The sequence below is a fragment of the Aromatoleum sp. genome (assembly GCF_032027225.1).
In the GTDB taxonomy this organism is placed as follows: domain Bacteria; phylum Pseudomonadota; class Gammaproteobacteria; order Burkholderiales; family Rhodocyclaceae; genus Aromatoleum.
The window spans coordinates 656,313-681,602 of the sequence record NZ_JAVSMM010000001.1 but is presented as its reverse complement, the minus strand read 5'-3'; the positions used below and the strand labels follow the sequence as shown (position 1 = coordinate 681,602).

Below are 25,290 nucleotides of genomic sequence, written 5' to 3'. Positions count from 1 at the left end.
GACCGCTTGTGATTCCGGCGCTGATCATTCTGCTTGTCGGTTATGTCACGCTGCTGGTCTCGGGGCGGTACCCGCAGTTGCACGAGGCGCTGCAATTGTCGTCCTGGCTGGCGCTGCCGGCCGCACTGACCTTATGGGTCTTTGGTCTGCTCCGGATCGGAATGCCGCTCCGCTACCGCCTGCGCAGCGCGAGCTTCGCGCCGCGCGATGCGTTCCTGCAGCACGTGCGCCGTGAGCGACTACGGGCCGACCGTTCCGGCGCGCCACTGTCGATCGTGATCTTCAGCTTCGGCCAGCAGTGGGAGAACGCTGAGCAGGTGCAGGGGCAGGCGCATGCGCTGTTCAACTTCCTCAGCGCTCACATCCGCGAAACGGACATTCTCGGCTATGCGGGACAGGACCGTATCGGGTTGCTGCTCACGGAGACCGATGCCAAGGGACTCGCGGCGAACGTCGCCAAACTGAAGGAGGCGATGGCGACGATGCCGGTCTCGATCGTCGGTGAAACCTATCCGGACCGGGTCTTCGATTCGCTTCTCGCCGAGCCGCAGGACCAGGCGGAACGCACGTCCTTCTTTCTCGACGCCTCGCCCGACGGCCGGCGCTACGGGTACCCGACCAAGAGGGCGCTGGACATCGTCGGCGCCGTCATCGCGATCCTGAGCTTCTCGCCGTTGATGCTGCTGACGGCGTTAGCGATCAAGATGAGCTCGCCTGGGCCGGTCATCTTCAGGCAGTACCGGATCGGTGCGGAAGGCGTCCCGTTCGTCTTCTTCAAGTTCCGCTCCATGACCTCGGGCGCCGACGACGGGATACACAGGGAGTACGTCACGCGCCTGATCTCGGGCGACGACCGCGATGCGAATCAAGGCGGCGCCGGCGAAACGCTCTACAAGCTCAAGTCCGATCCGCGCGTGACGTGGGTGGGAAAGTTGATCCGCAGGTCCAGCATCGACGAGCTTCCGCAGCTATTCAACGTCTTGAAAGGGGACATGAGTCTCGTCGGCCCGCGCCCGCCGATTCCGTACGAAGCCGAGAGGTACCGTTCGTGGCATTTCCGCAGGATCTTCGAGATGCGCCCCGGCATGACGGGACTGTGGCAGGTCAAGGGCAGGGGCAGGACGACCTTCGACGAGATGGTCCGGCTCGACCTTCAGTACGTCCACGAGTGTTCGCTGCTGCTCGATCTGAAGATTCTCGCGCGGACGGTATGGGTAGTGGTCCGGTGTACGGGCGCGGTATGAGCGCGCCGACGGGGGCGACGGCCCCGAGGGTGACGGCCAAGGCACGGGTGGCGACATGAGTGCCGACGGGATCGGGTCGATACGGGATGAGGCGCCGGAGGCGGCGTCGCGCGCGGGCGGGAGATCGAGTCCGGGTACCGGCGCATCCTCGGTAAGTAGCAGCTACGGCCAGATCCTGCGGTCATCGGCGCTGGTCGGCGCATCGTCGCTCGTGAACATCGGCGTCGGGATCTTGCGCACCAAGGCCATGGCCCTGATGCTCGGCCCATCCGGTTTCGGCTTGATGGGGCTATTCACCGCGATCTCGGACCTGGCGACGAGCATCGCGACGATGGGCACGAACAGCAGCGGCGTGCGACAGATCGCGGAGCGCGCCGCGGCGGGTGACGCCGACAAAGTCGCCCGCACCGCCACCGCGTTGCGGCGGCTGTCGGTGATGCTCGGCTTGCTCGGCGCGGCGATGCTGCTCGTGCTGGCCGAGCCCCTGTCGGTCCTCACCTTCGGTAGTCCGGCGCAGACCGACGCCGTCGCGCTGCTTTCGCTCGTCGTGTTCTGCGCCTGCGTCGGCGGAGGCCGCTCGGCACTGATCCAGGGCGTGCGGCGCATCCCCGATCTCGTGAAGAGCAGCGTCGCAGGCGCGCTGCTCGGCTCCGTCGTCGCAGTTGGCACCGTCTACGCGTTGGGCGAGCGCGGGGTTGCTCCAGCGCTCGTAGGCATGTCCGCGGTGGGGGCGCTGGCTGCATGGTGGTACAGCCGCAAGGCGCCGGTCGGCCGCGCTTCGATGAGCGCACCGCAGTTCGGCGCGGAGGCGTCTGCCCTGCTCAAGCTCGGGTCCGCTTTCATGGCCAGCGCTCTGATGATGACCGGCGCGGCCTATGTCGTCCGCCTGATCGTGGTGCAGCACTCCGGGACCGAGGCCGCGGGGCTGTACCAGGCCGCGTGGACGCTAGGCGGCCTTTACGTCGCGTTCATCCTCCAGGCGATGGGCACCGATTTCTATCCGCGGCTGACCGGCGTCGCGCACGAAGACGCGGCCTGTAACCGGATGGTGAATGAGCAGGCGCAGGTGAGCATGCTGCTGGCGGGGCCGGGCGTGCTTGCCACTCTGGCGCTATCCCCACTGGTCGTCACCGTCTTCTATAGCGCCCAGTTCGAGGGGGCGGTCGACATCCTCCGCTGGATCTGTCTCGGCATGACGCTGCGCGTCGTCATCTGGCCGATCGGGTTCATCCTCCTTGCGAAAGGGGCGCAGGGCCTGTTTTTTTTGACCGAGTGGGCATGGACCGTCGTCTATCTCGGGCTGGCATGGATCTTTGTCCAGGAATACGGCGCTGTCGGCGCAGGCGCCGCCTTCTTCGCGGCCTACTTCGTGCACGGTTTACTCGTTTATTTCATTTGTCGCCGCTTGACTGGATTCCGCTGGCAGCCAGCGGCGGGGCAGGGTGTGCTCGTGCTTCTGTGCATGACCGCGCTGGTCTTTTCGAGCTTGCATCTCTTGCCGCCGATCGAGGGAATGGCGGCCGGCGCCTGTGCTGTCGTCGCGAGCGCCGCGTACTCGCTGCACCAGTTGCTGGCCCTCGCTCCTGTCGATCGCATACCGCCGCGGATTCTTCGGTTGCTGACGAGAATCCGCCCCGCGGCCTTCAAACCCTGACGCACGGACAGCACGATGAACTCTGTCGACGTGATCGTTCCCTGTTACCGATACGGCCGTTACCTCCGCCAATGCGTGAACAGCGTGTTGACGCAAGGGATCCAATCGGTCCGCATTCTGGTTCTCGACGACTGTTCGCCGGACGATACGCCGGCAGTCGGCGCCGCGCTCGCCGACGAAGATCCACGGGTCATCTATCGCCGTCACGAGGAGAACCTGGGGCATATCCGTACGTACAACGAAGGGATCGAATGGGCGGAGGCGGAGTACCTGCTCCTGCTTTCGGCCGACGACTACCTGTTGCCAGGCGCGTTGCTGCGCGCCACAGCGCTGTTGGAGGGCCATCCGGCGATGAGCTTTTGTTTCGGCGACGCGACGGTCATGAGCGAAGGCAACTCGGCGTCGTTACCTGACAGGTTCGAAGTGAACCGTCGTGCAGGTCCGTGCCAGATCTTCACGGGGGCACAGTTCATAGAGCTATGTGTCGGGCATCGTGCAAGGAATCTCGTTCCGACTCCAACCGCTGTCGTGCGAACGCAATTGCTCAAACGGCTGGGCGGCTATCGGCCCGAATTGCCGCACAGCGCGGATCTTGAGCTCTGGCTTCGGCTGTCCGCCCACGGCCCCGTCGGATATGTCCGCGCGAATCAGGCGGTGTACCGGCTGCACGCCCAGAACATGTCGAAAGATTATTCGGACCTCAATGTGATGCGCGACCTGGAGCAGCGCCTGGCGGCCTTCGAAGCATTCCTGTCCGCCTGCAGCGATGTGCTTGCGGACCCCCGTCGGCTTCGTTCGGGATTGTTCCAGTCCCTCGCCCGCGACGCGGTCGGGATCGCAAGTACCGCCTTCAATAACAACCGTCCCGAGCTTTCCATGCGACTGAGCGAGTTTGCATGCCAGATCGATCCATCAGTGCGCAGGACGGGGGCGTGGTGCAGGCTGGCCCTGAAGCGGCGGCTGGGGCTCCGCGTCTCGTCGGCGCTTCAACCAGCGGTCGCCGCATTCCGCAGGGGCGATTCGAGAAGCGGCTGACCCTGAGCGTGCGCTGATTGAGGCGACGAGGATGAAGAACTGCGGCGGAGTTCGGTAGGGGAGAACGGAGATCCGATATGCCTCTTGAGTCAGGATCGCAACGAGGGTGCGGCCAGAAATACGTGGTCGTGACGCCCGCTCGGGATGAGGGCGGCCACATTCGAAACACGGTCGAATCGATGCAGCACCAATCCTTGCCGCCGCGGCAGTGGATCGTCGTCGACGACGGATCGCGCGACGGGACGGGCGAGATTCTCGATCGCTACGCACGAAAGATCGACTGGCTGCGCGTAGTACACCGCGCCGACCGCGGGTTTCGATCCGCCGGCGGGGGTGTCATCGACGCGTTCTATGCCGGGTACGCCTTCCTGGAAGACGACTGGGACTTCGTCGTCAAGCTCGATGGCGACGTGTCGTTCGCCGCCGACTATTTCGAGAAAGCATTGGCCAATTTCGACGCCGAGCCGCAACTCGGAATCGCCGGAGGGCTGGTGTGCCGACGGGAGAACGGCAGCTTAAAAGTGGATTCGGCGACCGATCCGCCGTTTCACGTTCGCGGCGCAACGAAAATCTATCGCCGCGCGTGCTGGGAACAGATCGGGCCGCTCGCGAGTGCGCCCGGGTGGGACACGATCGACGAGGTCAAGGCGAACTTCCATGGTTGGCACACCCGCACCTTCCGGGACCTGCCGCTTATTCAGCACAAGCCGACCGGAAGCGCGGACGGCAACTGGCGGAACTGGTTCAAGAACGGGCGGGCGAACTACGTCACCGGCTATCACCCGCTCTTTCTTCTCGCGAAGTGCGGGCGGCGGGCGTTCTCGCGCCGTCCGTTCTTGATGGAATCGACGGCGCTGTTCGCGGGTTTCACCAGCGGATACCTGCGACGCATCCCGCGCGGCGCAGACACGGACGTCGTTCGCTATCTCCGGCGACAGCAACTGAGACGGCTCTCCGGCCGCCCCAGCATCTATGCGTGACGTTTGTCGCATCGCACCAAGGGCGCGCTCATGACGCCGGTCGACCTCTCCATCGTCATCGTCAACTGGAACTCCCGGGAGTTTCTGCGCGCCTGTATCGGCTCGATATCGAGGGATACGTGCGACATCCGCTACGAGGTCATCGTCGTCGATTCGGGCTCCTTCGATGGCTGCGAGCAGATGCTCGAACAGGAATTTCCCGACGTCCGCTTCATTCAGAGCCAGCGGAACATCGGCTTTGCGCTTGCGAACAATCTTGGCGCGCGCGAGGCACGTGCACCGGTCCTGCTGTTCCTGAATCCGGATACCGAGGTTTCCGCAGGTGCGATCGGAAAGCTGTACGCGGAGATCGAAAAGCTCGGGCGCCCAGGCGTGCTCGGCGCGCGACTCGCGAACACGGACGGGTCATTGCAGACGAGCTGCGTTCAGCCGCTGCCGACGATCCTCAACCAACTGTTCAACTGCGACCTTTTGCTGCGGGCGTTTCCGAAGATCCGGCTCTGGCAATCGGCCATCCGTTTCGAAGGCGCTGTTTCGCCGGTTCCGGTGGAGGCGGTATCGGGCGCCTGCATGATGATTCGGCGGGAAGTGTTCGAATCACTGGGCGGCTACAGCGCCGACTATTTCATGTACGCCGAGGATCTTGACCTGTGCCACCGAACGAGGGCGGCGGGTCTCGTGAATTACTACGTCCCGGCTGCCCGGATCGTCCATCACGGCGGCGGCAGCACGCGGCAGCTCAGCCGGTTCGCCGCGGTGATGATTCCCGAATCCGTCGGGCGGCTGTTGCGCAAGACGCGCGGCGAGGCTTACAGCGTCGGCTACCGTGTCGCGCTATGTGCTTCGGCGGTTGGCCGGTTGCTGTTGTTGGGCGCCGGGTTTCCCTTGGCTCTGCTTCTTCGCCGCCGATCGGGCTGGAAGATGTCCCTCGACAAATGGTGTGCAGTGCTCAGTTGGGGGCTCGGCCGCGAAGGGTGGGCACAACATTCGATTGGACGGGAGCAGCGCGGCCGGCCCCTCGGGAGCGGTTCATGTGCGGACTGAGCGGAAAACTCAATTTCGACCGGCACCAGCCGGTCGATCCCGCACTACTGCGGCAGATGACGGACCTGCTCGCCCACCGCGGGCCGGACGGCCGAGGCGAGTATCTGTTCGGGCCGGTTGCACTCGGACACCGCCGGTTGAGCATCATCGATCTCGAGACGGGCGCGCAGCCAATGTCGAACGAAGACGGGACCGTGTGGGTGGTCTTCAACGGCGAAATCTACAACTTTCGCGAACTGCGCAAAGAGCTGGAGGGACAGGGGCACATCTTCCGCTCGAGTTCGGACACCGAAGTCATCGTGCATCTGTACGAGCAGATCGGTGACCGCTGCGTCGACCGGCTACGTGGAATGTTCGCGTTTGCGTTATGGGACGCGCGGCGCTATCGCTTGCTGCTTGCCCGTGATCACGTCGGAATCAAGCCGCTTTACTTCGCCAACACCGGGAAGTCGCTGATTTTCGCGTCCGAGATCAAGTCGCTGCTTGCCGATCCCGAGCTCGCACGCACGGTGAATTTGCGGAGCCTCGACCGATTCCTCAGTCATTACTACCTCCCGGGGCAGGAAACCCTGCTCGAGGGCATATTCAAGCTGGCGCCGGGGAGCACGCTCACGGTTGAGGACGGTGCCGTCAAGACCCAGCCATTCTGGGATCTTCGGGTGGACGGCGAGCCTCGCAGCCAGAGCTTTGATGACGCGGTGGCGGAACTGCGCGAGCTGCTTTCGCGCTCGATCGAAGCGCACATGGTCAGCGACGTGCCCGTCGGTGTCCTGTTGAGCGGCGGCGTGGACTCGACTGGCATCCTCGCCTACGCCGCACAGTACGCGCAACGGCCGCTTCACACCTTCACGATGGGCTTCGCCGGGCAGGGCTTTGCGGACGAGCGGCCCTACGCACGCCTGGCGTCGAAGGCGTTCTCGACGGTGCATCATGAAATCTCGATGAGCGCCGAGGACTTTCGCGACTTCCTGCCGAGATATGTGTGGCACATGGAGGAACCGGTCTGCGAACCGCCGGCGGTCGGGCTATATTTCGTCTCCGCGCTCGCGCGCGATGCGTCGATCAAGGTGCTCTTGTCGGGCGAGGGCGGCGACGAGGCGTTCGGGGGCTATTCCGAGTACCGGAACCTTCTATTGCTCGAACGACTGAAGGATGTCTTCGGCAAGAGAAGCGGCTTGCTGCGTCGAGGCTTCGAAGGACTGGCGAAGGCGGGATGGGCGCGAGGTTCGCATTATGCCGCCCTCGTCGACCGTCCCCTTTCGGACTATTACTACAGCCGCACCGCCGGCCCGACGACACCGTTCAATCGCCTGAAATCGTCGCTCTACAATACTGATCTGCTGCAGGAACTCGGCGCTGGTCCGGCCGAAATGCCCACGCAGAGATTGTTCGCGCACGTGAAGGATGCATCGCGGCTCGCCCGGATGCTTTATGTCGACACCCGGACATGGCTTCCCGACGACCTGCTTGTCAAGGCGGACAAGATGACGATGGCGGCGTCGGTCGAATTGCGCGTGCCGCTACTGGATGTGTCCATTCTCGAATTCGCAGCCTCGCTGCCCCCGCAATACAAGGTCGCTGGCTGGAACCTGAAGCGGATTCTCAAGGCCGCGTTGGCGCCGTCGATTCCGAGCGCGATCATCAAACGGAAGAAAACCGGATTTCCCGTCCCCTACGGTGAATGGATGCGAACGGAGTTGAAAGCGTTCGTATTCGACACGCTCCTCGCGAGTGACGCTGCGACCTCGGCTTATTTTTCACCCGCAGCGGTCAGGGGCTTGCTGCAAACGCATCAGGAGGGGCGAGGTTGTTCAAAGGAGGTGTTCAGTCTGCTCGTGCTCGAGATGTGGCTTCGGAAGTTCACGCCCCTGTCGGGCTTCTGCCGGATAGGGCAGTCGCCGAGCCCGGAAGGTACCCAGAGCTCCCCGCTACGCGCTCCGGCGGCCCGAGATCTGGCCTCCGTTCGCTGACGATGAGCGCGGAACCGATTCCTCAGCGTGGCCTGCGCATGGCAACAGGGACGCCGCGCTGCGGAAGGCATACCCGCCGTACGGTCGAGGTAAGTTTAATGTGGTGTGACGCAGAATGCTGAGACCTATATTCACGCTGGATTATGAAATCCACGGAAACGGGGAAGGGTGCCCATATCGCCTGATGGTCGAGCCTACTGCGCGCATGCTCGACCAATTCGACCGGTATGGCGCAAAGCTAACGATCATGGCCGAGGTCGCCGAGATCGCGCAGTACGGACGATATGCAAGCGAGCACGGGACCGACCGGTTTCACTATGGCGAAATCGTCACGCAACTCGAAGATGCGATCAGGCGCGGACACGACGTTCAGCTTCACCTGCATCCTTCCTACGTCAACGCACGCACCGAAGACGGCCGCTGGCTGCAGGATTGGTCCGAGTACGATTTCGCCCGATTGGGCGTCGAGCGGATGACCGAACTGGTGAAGTTCGGAAAGTCCTTTCTGGAGAATCTCCTCCAACGGATCGACTCCAGCTATCGATGCCACGTGTTTCGCGCGGCGAATTGGTCGGTCGTGCCATCCCGCAATATCGTTCGAGTCCTTGCCGAGAACGGGTTCCATATCGACTCGTCGGTCTTCAAATATGGAAAGCGCAACAAGGGGGTGCGCTTCGATTACAGCAACGCGCCAAGCGCACTCGTGCCGTGGAGAGCAGGGGATGAAGACATCTGCACGACAAGCGAAACGGGGCGGCTATGGGAGTTTCCGATCTACGCCGAGCAGCGGTGGATAGGCGCTTTCCTCACCCCGCAGCGCATCGCGCGCGCCTCCTTGGGAGCACTCCACCGGCACCGCTTCGCGCAATCGAACGATGAAGCAACGTCCGTGGGCGCGCCCGCCAAGACGAAACACGGGATATTTCGGAAGCCGTGGAGAGTCCGAAAGCACGCTTGGAAGGCAGACTTCAACCAATGCACCGGGACTCAGCTGATCAATGCGCTGGGGCGCGCGGAGGGTGCTCACACGCGCCCAGATGTGCACCTGCCTTTCGTTCTTATCGGACACTCGAAGCTGTTCTCGCGTTTCAACGAGTGGAGCATTCAGAGCCTTCTGGAATTCATTGCCAGACGACCGGAACGATATCAATTCAGCCGGTTCCGTGATATCGATCTTGCGGCGGTGGCCCAATACTGGCAACAGGTCGAACAGGCAGTCGCTGATGTAGAGCCCGGAGTCTCTCGGCCATGAATGATAACGATGTTATGGACAGAATGACCCTGTCGGTTATCTCGATGCCGGACGTGCCCCTTGTTGAAACGCTGCCGCATCGGTCCTCAAGGGGAGCGCTCAGTGGACCGGAAGTGCACGGAGCGTGTTCGCGCAGATAGCCTCAATTTCATGGTGTCGACATGGCAAAGATCTGGATCGACCTCGACAATACACCCCACGTCCCGTTATTCAAGCCGTTGGTCAGGGAGCTGGATAGGCGAGGACATGCTGTCGTTTTAACGGCGCGTAACGCATTCCAGGTGTGCGAACTGGCGACCCGTTCAGGCATGAAGTACACCCAGATCGGAAAACATTACGGAAAGAATTCGGTGATGAAGGTTTGGGGCTTGGGGTGGCGGAGCGTCGAATTATTTCCGTTCGTCAGGCGGGAGAGACCTGGCATCGGACTTTCACACGGATCGCGGTCGCAGATTCTGCTCTGCAACGCACTACGTATTCCGTCGGTAATGATGGCGGATTATGAGCATGTGCAAATGCCGATTTTTGTGCGACCGCGTTGGGAGATTGTTCCCGCCGCATTGTCGGGGACTCGGCTGCATGCGACTCGGGAAAATCGGATCCTCCGCTATCAGGGAATCAAGGAGGACATATACGTCCCCGAATTCACGCCGGACGCGGCGCTCCGGGATCGACTTGGTCTCCAGGGTGCGTCAGTCGTCGTCACGGTCCGTCCGCCTGCGAACGAGGCTCACTACCATAATCCCGAGGCGGAGCTGCTTTTTGCCGAGTGCGTGAAGCGGGTATGCGCGACACCGGGAGCGAAGGCAGTGCTCTTGCCGCGAAATCGAAATCAGGAGGCGCAGATCAGGCGAGAGTGGCCCGAATGGTTCAGCGAGGGAAAGGTCGTCATTCCCTCCGAAGCAGTCGATGGCCTCAATCTTCTCTGGTACTCCGACATCGCCGTGAGCGGTGGAGGCACGATGAACCGCGAAGCGGCCGCCCTGGGTGTCCCCGTTTACAGCGTGTTCCGCGGAAAACTCGGCGCGGTCGATCGACGCTTGAATGAAGAGGGCAAGCTGGTGTTGATCGAAGACATGCATGACGTTGAAACCAGGTTTGTCGTGCGTCCACGTGACAGAGCGAATGAGCGATCGCAACGCCTCAATCGTGGAGTGCTGAGCGAGATCCTCGATCACATCGACAGGATCGTCGAGCAGGAGGGAGTTTAGTCGACGGTTCGGAGCCGCGGCTAAATCGACGCATTCGACTTCATCGCCCATTTCAGAAAACCAGCGAGTCACGTCAGTTGAACCGGTAAGGAGTCATGAGCGCTCTCGGTATCGCGATTCTCGCACCGCTCTTGTGGATGGTCGCTTTCGCCTCCCGGCGAGGAGCCTTGGTGGCAGTTTTTGCCGGCCTCCTCTATTTGACGATGGGGCAGACCGTCAACTTTTTCGGCATAGACCTTTACGCCACAAGACTGCTCATGTTGGCAACATTCCTGCGAGTCGTCTCCCGCGGAGAATTCGCTTCGTCGCAGCTGAATGGTCTGGACAAGACGCTGCTCCTTGTGTTCGGTTATCGAGCGGTGGTTTTCGTCGTGAATTCCAATGGTAGTCCGATGACCGAAATCGGCTACTTTGTGGATACGTTTCTGGCTTACTTCGCTTTTCGAGGCCTGATACGGGAAACCGGTGACCTGAAGTTTCTTCTGACCTGCGCGCCGCTCCTGCTCCTTCCGTATGCGGCGCTTTCCGCGGTTGAACGATGGACGGGGAGTAACGTATTTGCGTCCCTGGGGGGAGTGCCGGGGCGAATACTCGAGCGCGACGGAATTCCCCGCGCAGCGGGAAGCTTTACCCATCCTTCCATTTTCGGCACGCTCGGGGCAATCCTGTTGCCGTTATACATCGCGTTCGCATTCGACGTCAGAAACCATGTTCCCGTGCTGATCGGTATGGCGTCTTGCGCAATGATCGTCTTCGTGTCGAACTCCGGCGGACCGGCAACTGCCGCGGCGATGGCAATCCTCGGTTGGTTTGCCTGGAGGCTGCGCATGCAAATGCGACTCCTAAGATGGCTGCTCGTTAGCGCTCTCGTGTTCCTGGCGGTGATCATGAAAGCCCCCATCTGGTACTTGCCGGCAAAGATCAGCGCGTTGCTCGGCGGTGACGGCTGGCACCGGTCGTATCTGATGCAGGTGACTTTCGAGCATCTGGGCGACTGGTGGTTCGCGGGAATGAGTGTGCTCGAAACGAAAGACTGGTTCCCTTACGTCGTAGTGACGGGGGGCGCGGACATCATCAACTATTACCTGGAGTTCGGCATCGCGGCAGGCCTGCCGGCGATGATCCTGTTCATATTCTTTCTGGCGACGTTATTCGGCCGTCTCGGCGCCGCGATGCAGGTGGTGCGATCCAGAGGTTCCGGAAATTTGGGTGATGAGCGCATCCTGTGGGGGCTCGGTGTCGCACTGTTCGTGCATCTCGTCAACTGGTTTGCCATCGTTTACTTCGACAAGATGCATTTAATTCTTTGCATGCAGCTTGCAGCGACATCGAGTCTCGTGAGCTCGGTCGGTCGGTTGGAGAATGTAAGCGCGGCGTGGGAGATGCGCCGCCCGACCCTGAGCGAGATGCACCATTGAGGGGAGTCGGAAAGGGCTCGATCCGGATATGTCGGCGTGCATTGATATTCGTCGACGCGAGCCGCCAGGGAGCCCGCCACGTTAGTGCCCCCTAGATTGCGTGCAATGCTTGCCCTGCAAGCCGCATGATGGCCCGGAGGCCCTCCGACCAAGGGAGTGCGGCGGGACTGAAAATAGGAGGCGGAGAGGATGAGAGCGTATTTCTCCATTTTCGGCGTTGTGCTGATGATCCTTGTCACACAAGTGGCTGCTGCCGCGCGTACGTACTACATCGATTTCGAAGCCGGGAGCGACAGCAACGACGGAGCGGCGTCGGTCACCGCATGGAAGCACCATCCCTTCATGGCCGGTTGGCGCGGCGGATCGAAATATGTTCATTCGCCGGGTGATCGATTCATTTTCAAGGGCGGAGTCGTGTGGTCTGCCGACGCGTTCCCGCTGACCATTCCGGTTGGAGGGGTGGATGGGAATCCGGATTACTACGGCATTGACAAAGCTTGGCACAATGGCGAGGCCTGGTCGCGCCCAGTCTTCGATGGGGAGGGCGAGGCGAGTGAGATGATCGCTATCAGCACGGGTAGCCACATCGTTCTCGACGGCATCGAAGGACGCGATCTCGTCTTCAATAGCGCATGGGGAGTGGGGATCATCACGATCTACGGGACTCCTCGCCACATCATGATACGCAACTGCTTTCTGCATAAGTGGACGGTCAATGACAGCATTCGCAACGACGATGCCCATGGCGGCGTAATAGTAAACACGCGAAATATACCCGTCGGTATTGTGATCGACGGATGCACGATATCCAATTCAGAATACTCGGCTATCAAGAACAACGGAACCGCGGTCCTGAATGTTCGCACCGTGCGAAATTCGACGATTCATGACGTGACCACCGCGATACTCTTCGCAGGCGAGGTCTATAACAACCATATTTACAATATCAACTATCCGAAACCCAGTTTCGATCCGAATCATCATACAAATCTCATGTATATTGCGGCGCAAAGCTCGATCTCGCCGTTTCAATTCGTCTACAATAATCTGATACACGATGTCGCTTCTGGCACCGGTATCTACATGGAACCGTGCTGGGGCGATACGAGCCACGGGTATACAACGCAGTTTGTATACAACAACATCGTTTTCAACGCCTATAACGGCGGCGGCGGAATTATTTCCGTTGATCCGGAGAGCGGCGGGGGGCCGTGCGGCAGGGTGTTTATTTATCAAAATACCTTGCAGATGCCCGATGATTCGCAGATCGGGATGGTTCGATCGCTTGCCAATCACAATGGTGTGAACCAGATCGGCACGCTGGTTACGAGAAATAACCATTACATCGGCCCGCACGGCGAGTGGGATGTCAGCCTGGCGCGCCGATGGTCGTCACGCAACAACCTGCAAATGTCGAATGCGGATGCAAAGGCTGCGGGATACCAGGTCGGGAACTGTTTCAGACCGACGACGGGTACGAGCGCAACGGTCGACAAGGCACGCGCGGTCAGATGCAGCGCCTGCCCGGGCATCGACAAGGACATTTCAGGCGTCGTCGCACGAGGTTACGGCGCCGGGTGGGACATTGGGGCGCATGAGTGGAGCGGCGCTGGAGGGGCAGCGGGCCAAGGCTTTCCCGGCCGGTCCTGCAAACCTGAGGTCATGCGTTAGGTCGATTTTCGTTCGCCGCTTCCGGCCTCGTCAATCTGACGGAAGGCCGAAGTCGATCGGACAATCGATCGGGTTCTTTCTGCGGTAGAACCGCGCTCGATCGCACCCGTCGTGCTCGCCTAATCGGAGGGGTGGCAATGACCAGGAGTCAACGTCGCGTTCTGTTTCTGAGCCACTCCGCTTCCCGCAATGGGGCGACCATTCTCCTGCTTCGTTTCCTCAGGTGGTTGAGGCCGCGCGTCGATTGGGAGATCGAGGTGCTGGTGTGCGGACGCGGGCCGCTCCTCGGCGAATTCCGAAGCGTCGCCCCCACGCGCGTCGTCAGAAGTTTCCCGGCTTTCGTTTCGGCCCTGCCGCAGCAATATAGAGCGCGTACGAGCCGCTCCGTCGTTGCCGCTTACTGTGCTGCTTTACTCGGCACGCGGCGATTTGACCTGATCTACGCAAATACGAGCGCGGTGTGGCCCCTCGTTTCGGCCCTTCGGAATCGAGCTCCGGTCCTGTGGCATATCCACGAACTGCGCTACGCGTTGCGGCTCACGCTCGGCGATCAGCACGACCGGGCGCTGCAGAGCCTTCCCGAACGCCTCATTGCCGTCTCGCGGTCGGTAAAGGAATCACTCGTGCGCGACTTCCGGGTGCCCATCACGAAGATCGACGTCGTCCACGGTTTCGTCCCGTCGATGGAGATGGCGCCTGCCGAATGGCAGCGCCGACGACAGCGTGTGCGGCTCGCGCTGGGCTGGCCCGACGATGCGTTCGTGGTGGGGGGGTGCGGGAGCCTTGGATGGCGCAAGGGGAGCGATCTTTTTCTGCAGATCGCTCGGCGCATGATCGACACCGAGCGACACGCGAATATTCGATTTCTCTGGGTGGGAGGAGACGAGGCGGCGGGCGAAACCCTCGAATTCGATCACGACCTCGATCGCCTCGATCTCGAAGGCAGATGCCGCCGCGTCCCGACCGCGGCAGACGTCGTCGATTACTACTGCGCGATGGATCTGTTCGCGCTGACCTCTCGCGAGGATCCCTTTCCGCTCGTGATGCTGGAGGCAGGTGCGCTGGGCGTGCCCACGGTTTGTTTTGCGGAATCGGGCGGTGGGCCCGAGTTTGTCGCGGACGGTGCCGGAGCGACTGTGCCGTATGCGGACGTGCATCGTTTCGCCGCCGAGCTCGAGGCTTTGCGCGACGACGCGGAGCGACGCAAGCGGATGGCGGAAGTCGCTGCGGAGTCGGTGCGTGCTCATCACGTCGTCGATGTTCAAGGACCGCAGATCCTCGCGAACATCCAGCGCTGCCTGGACGAAAGCAGCCGCGGGGTGAGCGTCGGGGCGAACGCTGTCGGTCGGAGGGTATGAGCAATGAGCGATTGCGGTTTCACGATCGCAGTGGCGGTCAACAACGACGAGGTCCTGCGAAACAACCTTTACCGGTCACCCGACATTTTGGTCCGGCCTGAGCTGCAAATCCTGACCAGGCGGGGCTTCGCATCTGCGTCGCTCGCCCACAACAGCGCGTTGGATGAGGCTTCGAACGACGTCGTGATCTTCGTGCATCAAGACGTCTATCTGCCGCAGGGCTGGTTCAGCGCACTCGACCGCGCCCTGGCCCACCTGCGGCGGGACGGCGTCGACTGGGGAGTGCTCGGCTGCTACGGCTCGAGGAAGGGGGATACCGACGGGCGGGGCCGGGTATATACGCATGGCCTCGACATTCACGGCACCTCGATCGATTGCCCAGAGATCGTCGAAAGTCTGGACGAAATCGTTCTGATCGTTCGAAAGTCGTCGGGCCTGCGATTCGATCCCTCCCTTCCGAATTTCCATCTATATGGGACAGATCTCTGTTTGGCCGCGAGAGCGCGTGGGTTGCCGAGTTTTGCGATCCCGGCTTTCTGTGTCCATAACACCGACCAGCTGCTGACACTTCCCCCCGAGTTCTACGAATGCTATCGGTACATCAAGCGCAAATGGGCGCGATACCTGCCGATTTGCACGTCGTGCATCACGATTTCGCGTTTCGACGCGGAGCTTCTGAGGAGAAAATTACATGAAGCGCCGCCGGCATCGTGGCTTGCCCGCAAGAGGACCGCTGTGCGAAGGGCGGGAGACGTCGCGGACATCCTTGCGGAGATCGCGGGGCGGGAGGATATTGCGGTCCGATGGGAACCGGTGAGGTAGTCGTACTGCAAGTAACGGGGCACGCCCGCTGCGCGAGACGCGGACTGAAATAGCGGCTCGTGCGGCGGGCATCCACGCTTTTCGAGCAGCGCCCAAGCGAAGCACCTGAGCGCGGGGATCTCAGTAATACGCCGTGATCGGAACATCCGCCTTGTTCAGCACCACGCCGAGCAGTTTCGCCTCGGGAATCAGTCGGGCGCAGTCCTCGATTTCCGCGCGGCTCGACATGCCATCCCCGACGACGAGCAGCACGCAGTCGATTTGCGGCAGGATGCCGAAGGCGTCGTCGACGTTGAGCAACGGCGGCAGGTCAAAAACGAGCAAGTGATCGGCATAACACTCGTGCAGATTCTCGACCAGCTGCGTGATCCGCTGTGAGCAAAGTACTTCCGACGAATTCGGCACGGGGCTGTTCGTAGGCAATACGAGCAGTCGGGGCAGCTCGGGGCTCACGAGCGCTTCGGCCGTTTTCGCTTTCCCCTCGACCAGCTCGTTGAGTGAGATGCCGGCGGGTATGCCCAGAATCGGAGCGACCTTCGGCCGACGGAAGTCGAAGTCGACGAGCAGCACCGATTTTTCCGCCCGCTGCGCGATGCTGATCGCCAGATTGATACTGACGACGGTTTTACCTGCGCCCGGTATCGGCGAGGTGATCGCAAGTGAACGCCACCCGCGGGCCTCCATCAGCCGCAACACTTTTGTTCTGAGGACATCGAAAACGCCCGTCGATGCGTCGTTCTTGTCGAAGGCGACGATGCGGTGCTTCCGAAGATGTTCCCGATCAAGTCGGATTGCGCGCGGCTGCGCGAGCATCGCCGGTTCGGCGCAGCCAGCGACCGATTCGGGGTCGAGGGCTGGGGTGTCCGAATGCCGTGCCGGGCGCCTATCTTGTGCATGGCGGGCGGCGCCGGCAGCGATGCTGTCCGCGCTGACGATCTCGATCGGATCCCGTCCATGGCCCATCTCTTCCTCCTAAAGGATATTCGTCAGGACGTCCGCGGCGAGCAGATTCAACGGTTTGTACAGAAAGTGGGCGGCCACCAGTACGCCGAGCATCAACGCAATCGCCACGAGGCCCCCGGTTCTGATGGCCTGGCTGCGGCGAGCGATGTCCGCGCTCGTGGCGAGATACGGAATGACGACCAGCGGAGGCTCGTGCAGCACCGCGGTGAGCGCCTTGCGGCCGCGGACGCGGTCATCGAATGCCTCGAGCAGCATCACGAGCCCGCCGGAGCACGCGAGCGCGATGAAGAGGGCCTGCGCGAGAATCTTCTTGCGGTTCGGCTTGGTCGGTCTTTCGGGGAGGAGCGGGGGTTCCAGCAAAATGAAGCGCTCGGCCTTGTTGCCCTCCTCAAGGTTCTCGGCCATCTGCGCCTGCATCTGCCTTGCCCGCACTTCTTCGTACCGCGCGCGCGCATTGCCGTGATCGCGCATCAAGGTCGCGAGCGCACGCTCGACTTGTGGGCCCTGCAGAATCTGGTCTTCGACCTCGTGCAGCCGTTCCTGCAATGCCTCCCGCTCATTCGACAGCGCAGTGAGCCGCGCCTGCACCGATGCGATCCTTGCTTCGATTCGCACCGCAACGAGATCCGCCGGCGAATTCGGCACCGGCTTCGACGTCTTTCGCCCGTTTTTGTCGCCGACGCCCACCAGCGATTCGAGCGCTTCGATCCGTCGCTTGAGGTCGCGTACGTCGGGATGATTGTCCGTAAAGCGCTGCGACATGCCTTCCAGCTCGGTGCGCAGCGTCTGCAACTCCTGCGCGGGCGTGAGTTGCGAGACATCCTGCGGGACGCTGACCCCTGTCCTTGCGGCGCCGAGCTCGATGCCGAGCAGTGCCAGCTCGTCCTGTTTCGTCTTGTATTCGCGCTCGGTTTCCTTCAGATCGGCTTCGAGGCGTTGCACCAGGCCCATCCGCAAGCCGAGGTGCTCGGGAAGCGCGTCGCCGTGCTCCTGCTTGTAAACGGCGACCCGGTCTTCGAGCACGTCGAGTTCCGCCTTGAGCCGCTCTGCCTCGACAGCGAAAAACTTCGTCGTTTCGTTCGCACGCTCGGTGCGGGCCTTGAGGTTCTCGTCGAGAAACAGCGTCACGAGCTCTTTCGCGACGTCGTAGGCCACTTGGGGGTCCCGGTCCTCGAACGAGAGCTTGAAGGCGAGCGCTCCGGTGCCCTGCCGTGGTCCGTGCAGGTCGGCTCCAATCAATTCGACGCCGATTCGCCCTCGCATGCCGTCGACGAATTCCGTTGATGAATCGGCGGGGCCGTCGTGCAATCCGTGTTTCTGCGCAATGCGCAGCAGCGATTCCCGGGTCATGGTGCGCTGCTGAATGATCGCGATCCGCTCGTCGGCAAACTGGGTAGCGGTGCCTTCGACGAGTTGGGCGGGAACGCGCTGCGACTCGACGAGAATCGTCCCCGACGCCTCGTACATGCGGGGAAGGAGCAGGACGAAGACGACGGACGATACGGCTAGTAGCCCGAAGACGCACGCAAGCAGCAGTGCGCGGCGACGCAGGATGGCGACGATATCACCCAGAGACAGTTGGGACTGGTCCGCCATAAAGACTCGTCGCGCGCGTGGGAATCAAAGTATAGACAGGCGGTTCCCGATCTCGCCGCAGCGTTTCCGCAGGGCGAGGAAGTGAATTGTCACAGGGTGCGACAGGGCGGCGTCGCGTCGCCTCAGTCGCGCTGCGAGGCAAGCTCCCCGAGCACGTAGGTCGCGGCAACCGCGCGGTCGTCACCGAGCAGCATCAGCACGAACAATCGCTCGGCAATCGTCGCGGCGGCAGCGCTGCGGCGCGCGAGGAGAGGGGTTGCGCCCGGGTCGAGGACGACGAAATCGGCCTCGTTTCCGGCCCGGAAGTTGCCGATGCGGTCGTCGAGGTAGAGGCTGCGCGCGCCGCCCAGCGTGGCGAGATAGAACGCCCGCTCGGGCGACAGACGCTGGCCCTGGAGCTGCAGCACCTTGTATGCCTCGTTGAGGGTCTGGAGCATCGAAAAGCTCGTGCCCCCGCCGACGTCGGTGCCGAGACCGACACGCACCCCGGCCGCGTGCGCGCGGTCGAGGTCGAAGAGGCCCGAGCCGAGGAAGAGGTTCGACGTCGGGCAGAAGCTGATCGCCGCCCCGGTTGCCGCCATCCGCGCCCGGTCCTCGTCATCGAGCCAGATGCAGTGGGCGTAGACGCTGCGCTCGCCAAGCTGCCCGTAGCGCTCGTAGACGTCGAGATAGCTGCGGGCGCCGGGAAACAGCGCCTTCACCCAGGCGACTTCGCCGGGATTTTCGGCGACGTGCGATTGCAAATAGACCCCCGGATATTCGGCGAACAACCGTCCGGCGAGCCGCAACTGCTCGGGCGTCGAGGTCGGCGCGAAGCGCGGCGTGATCGCGTACTGCAGGCGGTCGCGACCGTGCCAGCGCTCGATCAGCGCCTTCGACTCCCGATAGCCGGTCGCTGCCGTGTCGCGGAGGAAGTCCGGGCAATTGCGGTCCATCAGCACCTTGCCGGCAATCATCCGCATCCGGCGTTTTGCGGCCGCCGTGAACAGCGCGTCGACCGATGCCGGATGCACCGTCGCGAACGCGAGCGCGGTCGTCGTGCCGTTCTTCAGCAATTCGTCGCAGAAGAACTCGGCGACCGCGTTCGCGTGCTCCGGGTCCTCGAACCGGCGTTCGACCGGAAACGTGTATTTCTCGAGCCACGTGAGCAGCTGCTCCCCGTAGCTCGCGATGACGTCGGTCTGCGCGTAATGGATGTGCGTGTCGATGAAGCCGGGGAGCACGAGCTTGCCGCGGTGGTCGTCGACGACGGTACCGGCCGGCACTTTCGCGAGCAAGTCGTCGGCCGGCCCGTATTCGGCGACCCGGCCGTCCTGCACGATCAGCACGCCATCGTCGACGTGCTCGCAAGCGGCGACGCCGACGTCGGCCGGGTCGTCGAGAAAATGCACGAGCGCGCCGCGCACGACGCGCGGGCCGGGAGAAACGGTCATTGCGTAGCCCTGGGTCGTCCGCGAGGGAAACGATGGGGATTGTAGCCAAGACGCCGCAGCGATAGCGCGCGCAACCCGCGATCGCATGACGCAACGGGGTCATCGAGCCGTGTGAACGGGCTGCGCTGTATTGCACTTCCAGCCGGGGGCACGGCGGCAGATGGTCCGCGGCCCGGTGACATCACTTCGCGTTCGGCAGCTTCGACGCGACGCCCTGCACGAAGAAATCCATCTTGCCGAGCGCCGCGTCGTCCATCGTGACGCCCGCCGCGACGCGCTCCTTGCCGGACTGATCGACGATCGGCCCGGTGAAGGGGTGGAAGGTGCGCGCCTTCAGCTGCCCTTCGAGCTTGCCAACGAGCGCCTTCACGTCGGCGGGTACGGCCGAACTCAAGGGTGCAAGGCGCACCATGTCTTCAGCAAAACCGCCCCACACCCGCGTCGGTTTCCACGTGCCGGCGAGCACCTCCTGCACCGTCTTCGTGTAGAAGTCGCCCCAGTGGTGCGTCGTCGCGGTCAGTTGTGCCTTCGGGCCGTACTTCGACATGTCCGAGTGGTAACCGAAGGCGTGCACGCCGCGCTCCTCGGCGGCCTGCATCGTCGCGGTCGAATCGGTGTGGTGCGTGACCATGTCCGCGCCCTGCGAGATCAGCGTCATCGCCGCCTCGCGCTCCTTGCCCGGGTCGTACCACGCATTCACCCAGATCACGCGCACCTCGGCCTTGGGGTTCACGCTGCGCGCGCCGAGCGCGAACGCGTTGATGCCCTGCAGCACTTCAGGAATCGGGAACGCCGCGACGTAGCCGAGCACGTTCGATTTCGTCATCTTTCCGGCGATCACGCCATTCAGATAGCGTCCTTCATAGAAGCGCGCGTTGTACGGCGCGAAGTTCTTGCCCGACTTGTAGCCGGTCGCATGCAGGAAGACCACGTTCGGGAACTGGCGAGCGACGCGCTCGACGTAGTTCATGTAGCCGAAGCTCGTCGCGAACACGACCTTGTGCCCGCTCGTCGCGAACTCGCGGATCACGCGTTCGGCGTCGGGCCCTTCGGCAACGCTCTCGACGAACTTCGTCTGCACCTTGTTGCCGAGCGCCTTTTCCATCTCCCTGCGGCCGAGGTCGTGCTGGTAGGTCCAGCCGGCGTCGCCGATCGGGCTGACATAGACGAAGCCGATCTTCGCCGCCTCCTGCGCGAAAGCGCCCAGCGGCAGTGCGGCGCCGAGCGCGAGCGCGCCGGTCGAAAGCATGAATTGGCGGCGATGGATCATCGGTATCTCCTTGCTGCGGATTCTGGAAGCGGGGGAAAGGTTACGCGTCGGGGCGGAACGGCTTGCCGAGCGACATCGGGGAATTGAGGCGGATCGCGTTCGGGTCGCGCGAAATCACGACCAGCACCGCGATCGTCGCGAGGTAAGGCAGCGCGGACAGGAGCTGCGACGGGAGATCGAGCTGCAGGCCGGAGCCCTGGATGAAAAGCTGTAGGATCATCACGCCGCCGAAGAGATAGGCGCCGGCCATCACGCGCAGCGGGCGCCAGGTCGCGAAGACGACGAGCGCGAGTGCGATCCAGCCACGTCCGGCGATCATCCCTTCGACCCACATCGGCGTGTAGAACACCGCGACGAACGCGCCGCCGAGCCCGGCCATCGCACCACCGAACAGCACCGCGAGATAGCGGATCGCGACGACCGGGTAGCCGATCGCACGGGCGGATGCCGGCGACTCGCCGACCGCGCGCAGCACGAGGCCGGCCCGGCTCTTCGCGAGAAACCACAGGACCGCCCAGAACAGCGCCCACGACACGTAGACGAGGACTTGCTGGTTGTAGAGCGCCTCGCCGATCACCGGGATGTCGGCGATGAACGGCAGGCGGATCGGCGGCACTGCCTGCAGCGCGATCGACTCGTAGGGTTTGCCGATGAAGGCCGACAGGCCGACGCCGAAGATCGCGAGTGCGAGCCCCGACGCAACCTGATTCGCCTGGAGCGTCAGCGTGAGGACGGCGAAGATCAGCGAAACGGCGATCCCCGCGGTGATGCCGGCCGCGACGCCGAGCCACGGGCTGCCGCTGTGGTGCGTGACCGCGAAGGCGGCGACCGCGCCGATCGCCATCATCCCTTCGGCGCCGAGGTTCAGCACGCCGGCGCGCTCATTGATGAGCAGCCCGAGCGCAACGAGGATCAGCGGCGTGCCGGCGACGACCGTCGCGAACAGCATCGAAGTGACGAGCGCGCCGTCCATCAGTGAGCCCCCCCTGCCGCGGCACGCCGGATACGGAACCGGTAGTGGATCAACACGTCCGACCCCAGCAGGAAGAACAGCAGCATCCCCTGGAACACCATCGAGATCGAGCCCGGCAGGTTGAGGTATTGCTGCGCCTGCTCGCCGCCGAGGAACAGCAGCGCCATCAGCAGGCTCGCGAACAGAATGCCGAGCGGGTCGAGCCGGCCGACGAAGGCGACGATGATCGCGGCGAAGCCGTAGCCGAGATTTATCTTGTCGGTGAGCTGTCCCATAGGCCCCGCGACTTCGGTCATTCCCGCGATGCCCGCGGCGGCGCCGCCGGCGAGCAGTCCGATCCAGATCGCGCGTCTCGTCGAATAACCGGCGTAACGCGCCGCCGCAGGCGCTTCCCCGGCGACGCGCATCTTGAAGCCCGCGTGACTGCGCTGCATGAAGAGGTATCCGGCGACGAGGGCCGAGAGCGCGATCAGCAGCGCGGTATTGAGCCGCATGCCCTCGACGAGCACCGGCAACAGCGCGGCCTCGCCGAACATCGCGGTCTGCGGGAAGTTGAAGCCTTCGGGGTCGCGCCACGGACCGAACACGAGCCACGAGACCGTGAGGTGCGCGACGTAGACCAGCATCAGCGACACCAGAATTTCGTTCGCGTTGAAACGTGTCTTCAGGAACGCCGGGATCGCCGCCCATAGCGCCCCGGCGAGAGCGCCGAACACGACCATCAGCGGCAGCACGGCCGCGCTGGCCGAATCCTGGAAATGCAGTGCGACGCCGGTTGCGCCGACGGCGCCGAGCATGAACTGGCCTTCCGCGCCGATGTTCCAGACGTTCGCGCGGAATCCGACCGCGAGCCCGATCGCGCACAGCATCAACGGCGTCGCCTTCAGCAGCAGCTCGGAGACGCCGTAGAGGTCCTGCACCGGCTTCACGAAAAACAGCCGGAAGGCTTCGAACGGGTCCCGGCCGAGCACGGAAAACAGCACCAGGCCCGCGCCGAGCGTCAGCACGAGGGCGAGCAGCGGCGACATCAGCAGCATCGCGCGCGACGGGGCCGCGCGCGCCTCGAGTCGAATCGGAAACTCACGCATGCGCCGCCTCGGTTTCGCGCAACGACGCCGCCTGTTCCTCCGCGAGCGCCGAGCCGGGCCACAGTCCGCTCATCCACACGCCGATCTCTTCGACGCTGGTCTCGCTCGCCGGCTTCGCGGGGGACAAGCGCCCCTTCGCGATCACCGCGATGCGGTCGCAGATCTCGAACAGTTCGTCGAGCTCCTCGGAGATCACGAGGACGGCGCTGCCGCGATTGCGCAGGTCGATGATCGCCTGGCGAATCAGCGCCGCGGCGCCGACGTCCACGCCCCAGGTCGGCTGCGCGCAGGCGAGCAGCGGCGGTTCTTGCAGGATCTCGCGTCCGACGATGAATTTCTGCAGATTGCCGCCGGAGAGCGATTTTGCCGGTGCGTCGCTTCCGCGGCACCTGACCTTGAACTGCTCGATGCAGCGCGCGGCGAACCGGCGCGCCGCGCCGCGGTCGACGAAGCGGGCGCGCACGAGCTTCTGCGATGCGGCCGCGGTCAGCAGCGCGTTGTCGTACAGCGGCAGCGTCGGGACCGCGCCGCGACCGAGGCGCTTTTCCGGAACAAAGGCGAGCCCCAACCGGCGCCGCTGTCCGGCGTCCAGGCGCCCGGCCTCGATGCCGCAAATCTGCACCGGATGCTTTTCCGCAACCGTCTCCTCGCCGGAGATCGCGTGAAGCAGTTCCTGCTGGCCGTTGCCCGACACGCCAGCGATGCCGACGATCTCGCCGGCATGCACGTCGAGGTGGACGTCGCGCAGGTCGATGCCGAACGGGTCCGACGATTCGTGCGACAGTCCCGCGAGGCGCAGACGGAGCTTGCCGTCCGCACCCGCCGACACGTGTTCGCAGACCGGCAGATCCTTGCCGATCATCAGCCGCGCCATCGACTGCGGAGTCTCCTCGGCGGGGCGGCAATGACCGGTGACGCGGCCGTCGCGCAGGACGGTCGCGGTGTGGCACAGCTCCTGGATCTCGTCGAGCTTGTGGCTGATATAGAGGATCGAGCAGCCTTCCGCTGCCAGTCGGCGCAGCGTCTCGAAGAGCTTGCGGACCGCCGGCGGCGTGAGCACCGAGGTCGGCTCGTCCATGATCAGGAGCTTCGGCTGCTGCAGCAGACAGCGGACGATCTCGACACGCTGGCGCTCGCCGACCGAAAGCGCATGCACGTAGCGACGCGCCTCGATGGGCAGGCCGTAGCGTTCGGACACCTCCTCGATGCGCTGAGCGAGTTCCTCAAGCCCGACGCGCCCGGGCAGCGCGAGCGCGATGTTCTCGGCGACGGTCAGGGTCTCGAACAGCGAGAAATGCTGGTACACCATGCCGATGCCGAGGCTGCGCGCATGAGCAGGGTTCGCAACGACGACCGGCCGGCCTTCCCAACGCATTTCGCCTTCGGTGGGGCGGGTCGCGCCGTAGATGATCTTCATCAGCGTCGACTTGCCGGCTCCGTTCTCGCCGAGCACCGCGTGGATCTCCCCCGCCTCGACGGTCATGTCGATGCCGTCGTTTGCGACGGTGGTCGGGTAGATCTTGCGGATGTTCGTCAGCGCGAGCCTCGGGGCGCCGGAGCCCGGATTCGGTTGCGTGGTCGTCACGAGCGGTCAGGGAAGGTGGAGGCGGCTCTGGCGCGGCAGGTGGCGCGCGAGAAAATCCATCTGGTCAGCGAGGATGTTGCGGTTGCAAAGGATCAGGTATTCGGCCTTGTTCGGCACGTACGGGGCATACAGCAACGGCATTCGCGCCTGCTCGGGTGTGCGCCCGCTCTTGCGCTGGTTGCACGGCCGGCATGCCGTCACGACGTTCATCCACACGTCCCGGCCGCCCTGGGAGACCGGCACGATGTGTTCGCGGGTCAGCACGTTACCCGAAAAACCGTAGCCGCAGTATGCGCAGATGTACTTATCGCGGTGAAACAGTTCGCGGTTGTTCAGCGGCGGCACGATGCTGTGGCTGTCTGGACGGTAGTTGCGTCCCTTGATCGCGATGATGCTGTTCGCGGTGATCTCGGAGCGCTCGCCGGTCGCGCGCGAGATGCCGCCGACGAAATGGAAGTCGCTGCGGCCGACCGACCACGCGACCATGTCGAGCGCGTAGTAATGACACGCGGCTTGCCAGTTGATCCAGCGGTGCGGCAGGCCGCGCACGTCCAACGTGAGGATCCAGGGGTGATGGACGGCTGCGGCTTTGACGTGCAGCGACGTTCGTCGTCTTTCCGGTTCGACTGCAATGTCATCGCCAGCGATCAGCACGGTCACCTCCTGTCTGTCGTTCCGCCCCTTTCCGCGCCTTCGCCCCGCCTCAATGAAAAACGGGTCGGC

General features: G+C 63.3%; 20 protein-coding genes. 12 read left to right on the top strand and 8 right to left on the bottom strand.

Annotated elements, in window-relative coordinates:
* The first annotated feature begins 8 nt into the window (after positions 1-8).
* The 12 genes from ROZ37_RS03270 (at position 9) to ROZ37_RS03215 (ending at position 15,659) form a co-directional block, all read left to right on the top strand.
* On the top strand, positions 9-1,244 hold the full coding sequence (locus ROZ37_RS03270) for a sugar transferase (protein WP_312657457.1): 1,236 nt from the start codon (positions 9-11) through the stop codon (positions 1,242-1,244).
* Between the two features lie 55 nt (positions 1,245-1,299).
* Positions 1,300-2,898, top strand: coding sequence for an O-antigen translocase (locus ROZ37_RS03265; RefSeq protein WP_312657456.1), 1,599 nt, complete (start codon positions 1,300-1,302; stop codon positions 2,896-2,898).
* Positions 2,899-2,913: 15 nt separating this feature from the next.
* Positions 2,914-3,933, top strand: coding sequence for a glycosyltransferase family 2 protein (locus tag ROZ37_RS03260; RefSeq protein ID WP_312657455.1), 1,020 nt, complete (start codon positions 2,914-2,916; stop codon positions 3,931-3,933).
* A gap of 77 nt (positions 3,934-4,010) precedes the next feature.
* A complete protein-coding gene (locus ROZ37_RS03255; protein WP_312657453.1) occupies positions 4,011-4,913 on the top strand; it encodes a glycosyltransferase family A protein in 903 nt (300 codons plus the stop codon).
* Positions 4,914-4,943: 30 nt separating this feature from the next.
* Positions 4,944-5,957 carry a glycosyltransferase family 2 protein gene (locus ROZ37_RS03250; RefSeq protein ID WP_312657452.1) on the top strand — a complete coding sequence of 338 codons (1,014 nt, stop codon included), beginning with the start codon at positions 4,944-4,946 and terminating at the stop codon, positions 5,955-5,957.
* Positions 5,945-7,927 carry an asparagine synthase (glutamine-hydrolyzing) gene (gene asnB, locus ROZ37_RS03245; RefSeq protein WP_312657451.1) on the top strand — a complete coding sequence of 661 codons (1,983 nt, stop codon included), beginning with the start codon at positions 5,945-5,947 and terminating at the stop codon, positions 7,925-7,927. Before ROZ37_RS03250 ends, asnB begins: the two co-directional genes overlap by 13 nt.
* 205 nt (positions 7,928-8,132) lie before the next feature.
* Positions 8,133-9,179 carry a hypothetical protein gene (locus tag ROZ37_RS03240; RefSeq protein WP_312657450.1) on the top strand — a complete coding sequence of 349 codons (1,047 nt, stop codon included), beginning with the start codon at positions 8,133-8,135 and terminating at the stop codon, positions 9,177-9,179.
* 161 nt (positions 9,180-9,340) lie between these two features.
* Positions 9,341-10,390, top strand: a complete 1,050-nt coding sequence (locus ROZ37_RS03235) for a DUF354 domain-containing protein (protein WP_312657448.1) — start codon at positions 9,341-9,343, stop codon at positions 10,388-10,390.
* Positions 10,391-10,485: 95 nt separating this feature from the next.
* On the top strand, positions 10,486-11,808 hold the full coding sequence (locus ROZ37_RS03230) for a hypothetical protein (RefSeq protein WP_312657447.1): 1,323 nt from the start codon (positions 10,486-10,488) through the stop codon (positions 11,806-11,808).
* Positions 11,809-11,997: 189 nt separating this feature from the next.
* The gene (locus ROZ37_RS03225; RefSeq protein ID WP_312657446.1) at positions 11,998-13,479 is read left to right on the top strand and encodes a hypothetical protein; all 1,482 of its coding nucleotides are present in this window, start codon (positions 11,998-12,000) and stop codon (positions 13,477-13,479) included.
* Positions 13,480-13,616: 137 nt separating this feature from the next.
* Entirely contained in the window at positions 13,617-14,837 is a 1,221-nt protein-coding gene (locus ROZ37_RS03220) for a glycosyltransferase family 4 protein (protein ID WP_312657503.1), read from the top strand.
* A gap of 3 nt (positions 14,838-14,840) precedes the next feature.
* A complete protein-coding gene (locus ROZ37_RS03215) occupies positions 14,841-15,659 on the top strand; it encodes a hypothetical protein (RefSeq protein ID WP_312657444.1) in 819 nt (272 codons plus the stop codon).
* A gap of 120 nt (positions 15,660-15,779) precedes the next feature.
* On the opposite strand, the gene ROZ37_RS03210 is transcribed toward ROZ37_RS03215, so the two are convergent.
* The 8 genes from ROZ37_RS03210 to ROZ37_RS03175 form a co-directional block, all read right to left on the bottom strand.
* Positions 15,780-16,472 (bottom strand): CpsD/CapB family tyrosine-protein kinase, encoded by a 693-nt coding sequence (locus tag ROZ37_RS03210; RefSeq protein WP_312657442.1) that lies wholly within the window; start codon positions 16,470-16,472, stop codon positions 15,780-15,782.
* A 159-nt stretch (positions 16,473-16,631) separates the two neighbouring features.
* Complete coding sequence (locus ROZ37_RS03205; RefSeq protein ID WP_312657440.1) at positions 16,632-18,218, bottom strand: Wzz/FepE/Etk N-terminal domain-containing protein; 1,587 nt, start codon at positions 18,216-18,218, stop codon at positions 16,632-16,634.
* 122 nt (positions 18,219-18,340) lie between these two features.
* Complete coding sequence (gene guaD / locus ROZ37_RS03200) at positions 18,341-19,651, bottom strand: guanine deaminase (protein WP_312657439.1); 1,311 nt, start codon at positions 19,649-19,651, stop codon at positions 18,341-18,343.
* A 181-nt stretch (positions 19,652-19,832) separates the two neighbouring features.
* Positions 19,833-20,921 (bottom strand): BMP family ABC transporter substrate-binding protein, encoded by a 1,089-nt coding sequence (locus ROZ37_RS03195; protein ID WP_312657438.1) that lies wholly within the window; start codon positions 20,919-20,921, stop codon positions 19,833-19,835.
* Between the two features lie 40 nt (positions 20,922-20,961).
* The gene (locus ROZ37_RS03190) at positions 20,962-21,894 is read right to left on the bottom strand and encodes an ABC transporter permease (protein WP_312657437.1); all 933 of its coding nucleotides are present in this window, start codon (positions 21,892-21,894) and stop codon (positions 20,962-20,964) included.
* Positions 21,894-22,982 (bottom strand): ABC transporter permease, encoded by a 1,089-nt coding sequence (locus ROZ37_RS03185; RefSeq protein WP_312657435.1) that lies wholly within the window; start codon positions 22,980-22,982, stop codon positions 21,894-21,896. The genes ROZ37_RS03190 and ROZ37_RS03185 overlap by 1 nt, the downstream gene beginning before the upstream one ends.
* The gene (locus ROZ37_RS03180) at positions 22,975-24,567 is read right to left on the bottom strand and encodes an ABC transporter ATP-binding protein (RefSeq protein WP_312657433.1); all 1,593 of its coding nucleotides are present in this window, start codon (positions 24,565-24,567) and stop codon (positions 22,975-22,977) included. Before ROZ37_RS03180 ends, ROZ37_RS03185 begins: the two co-directional genes overlap by 8 nt.
* 6 nt (positions 24,568-24,573) lie before the next feature.
* Positions 24,574-25,221: an HNH endonuclease gene (locus ROZ37_RS03175; protein WP_312657431.1), complete on the bottom strand. Its 648-nt coding sequence runs from the start codon at positions 25,219-25,221 to the stop codon at positions 24,574-24,576.
* Between the last annotated feature and the right edge of the window lie 69 nt (positions 25,222-25,290).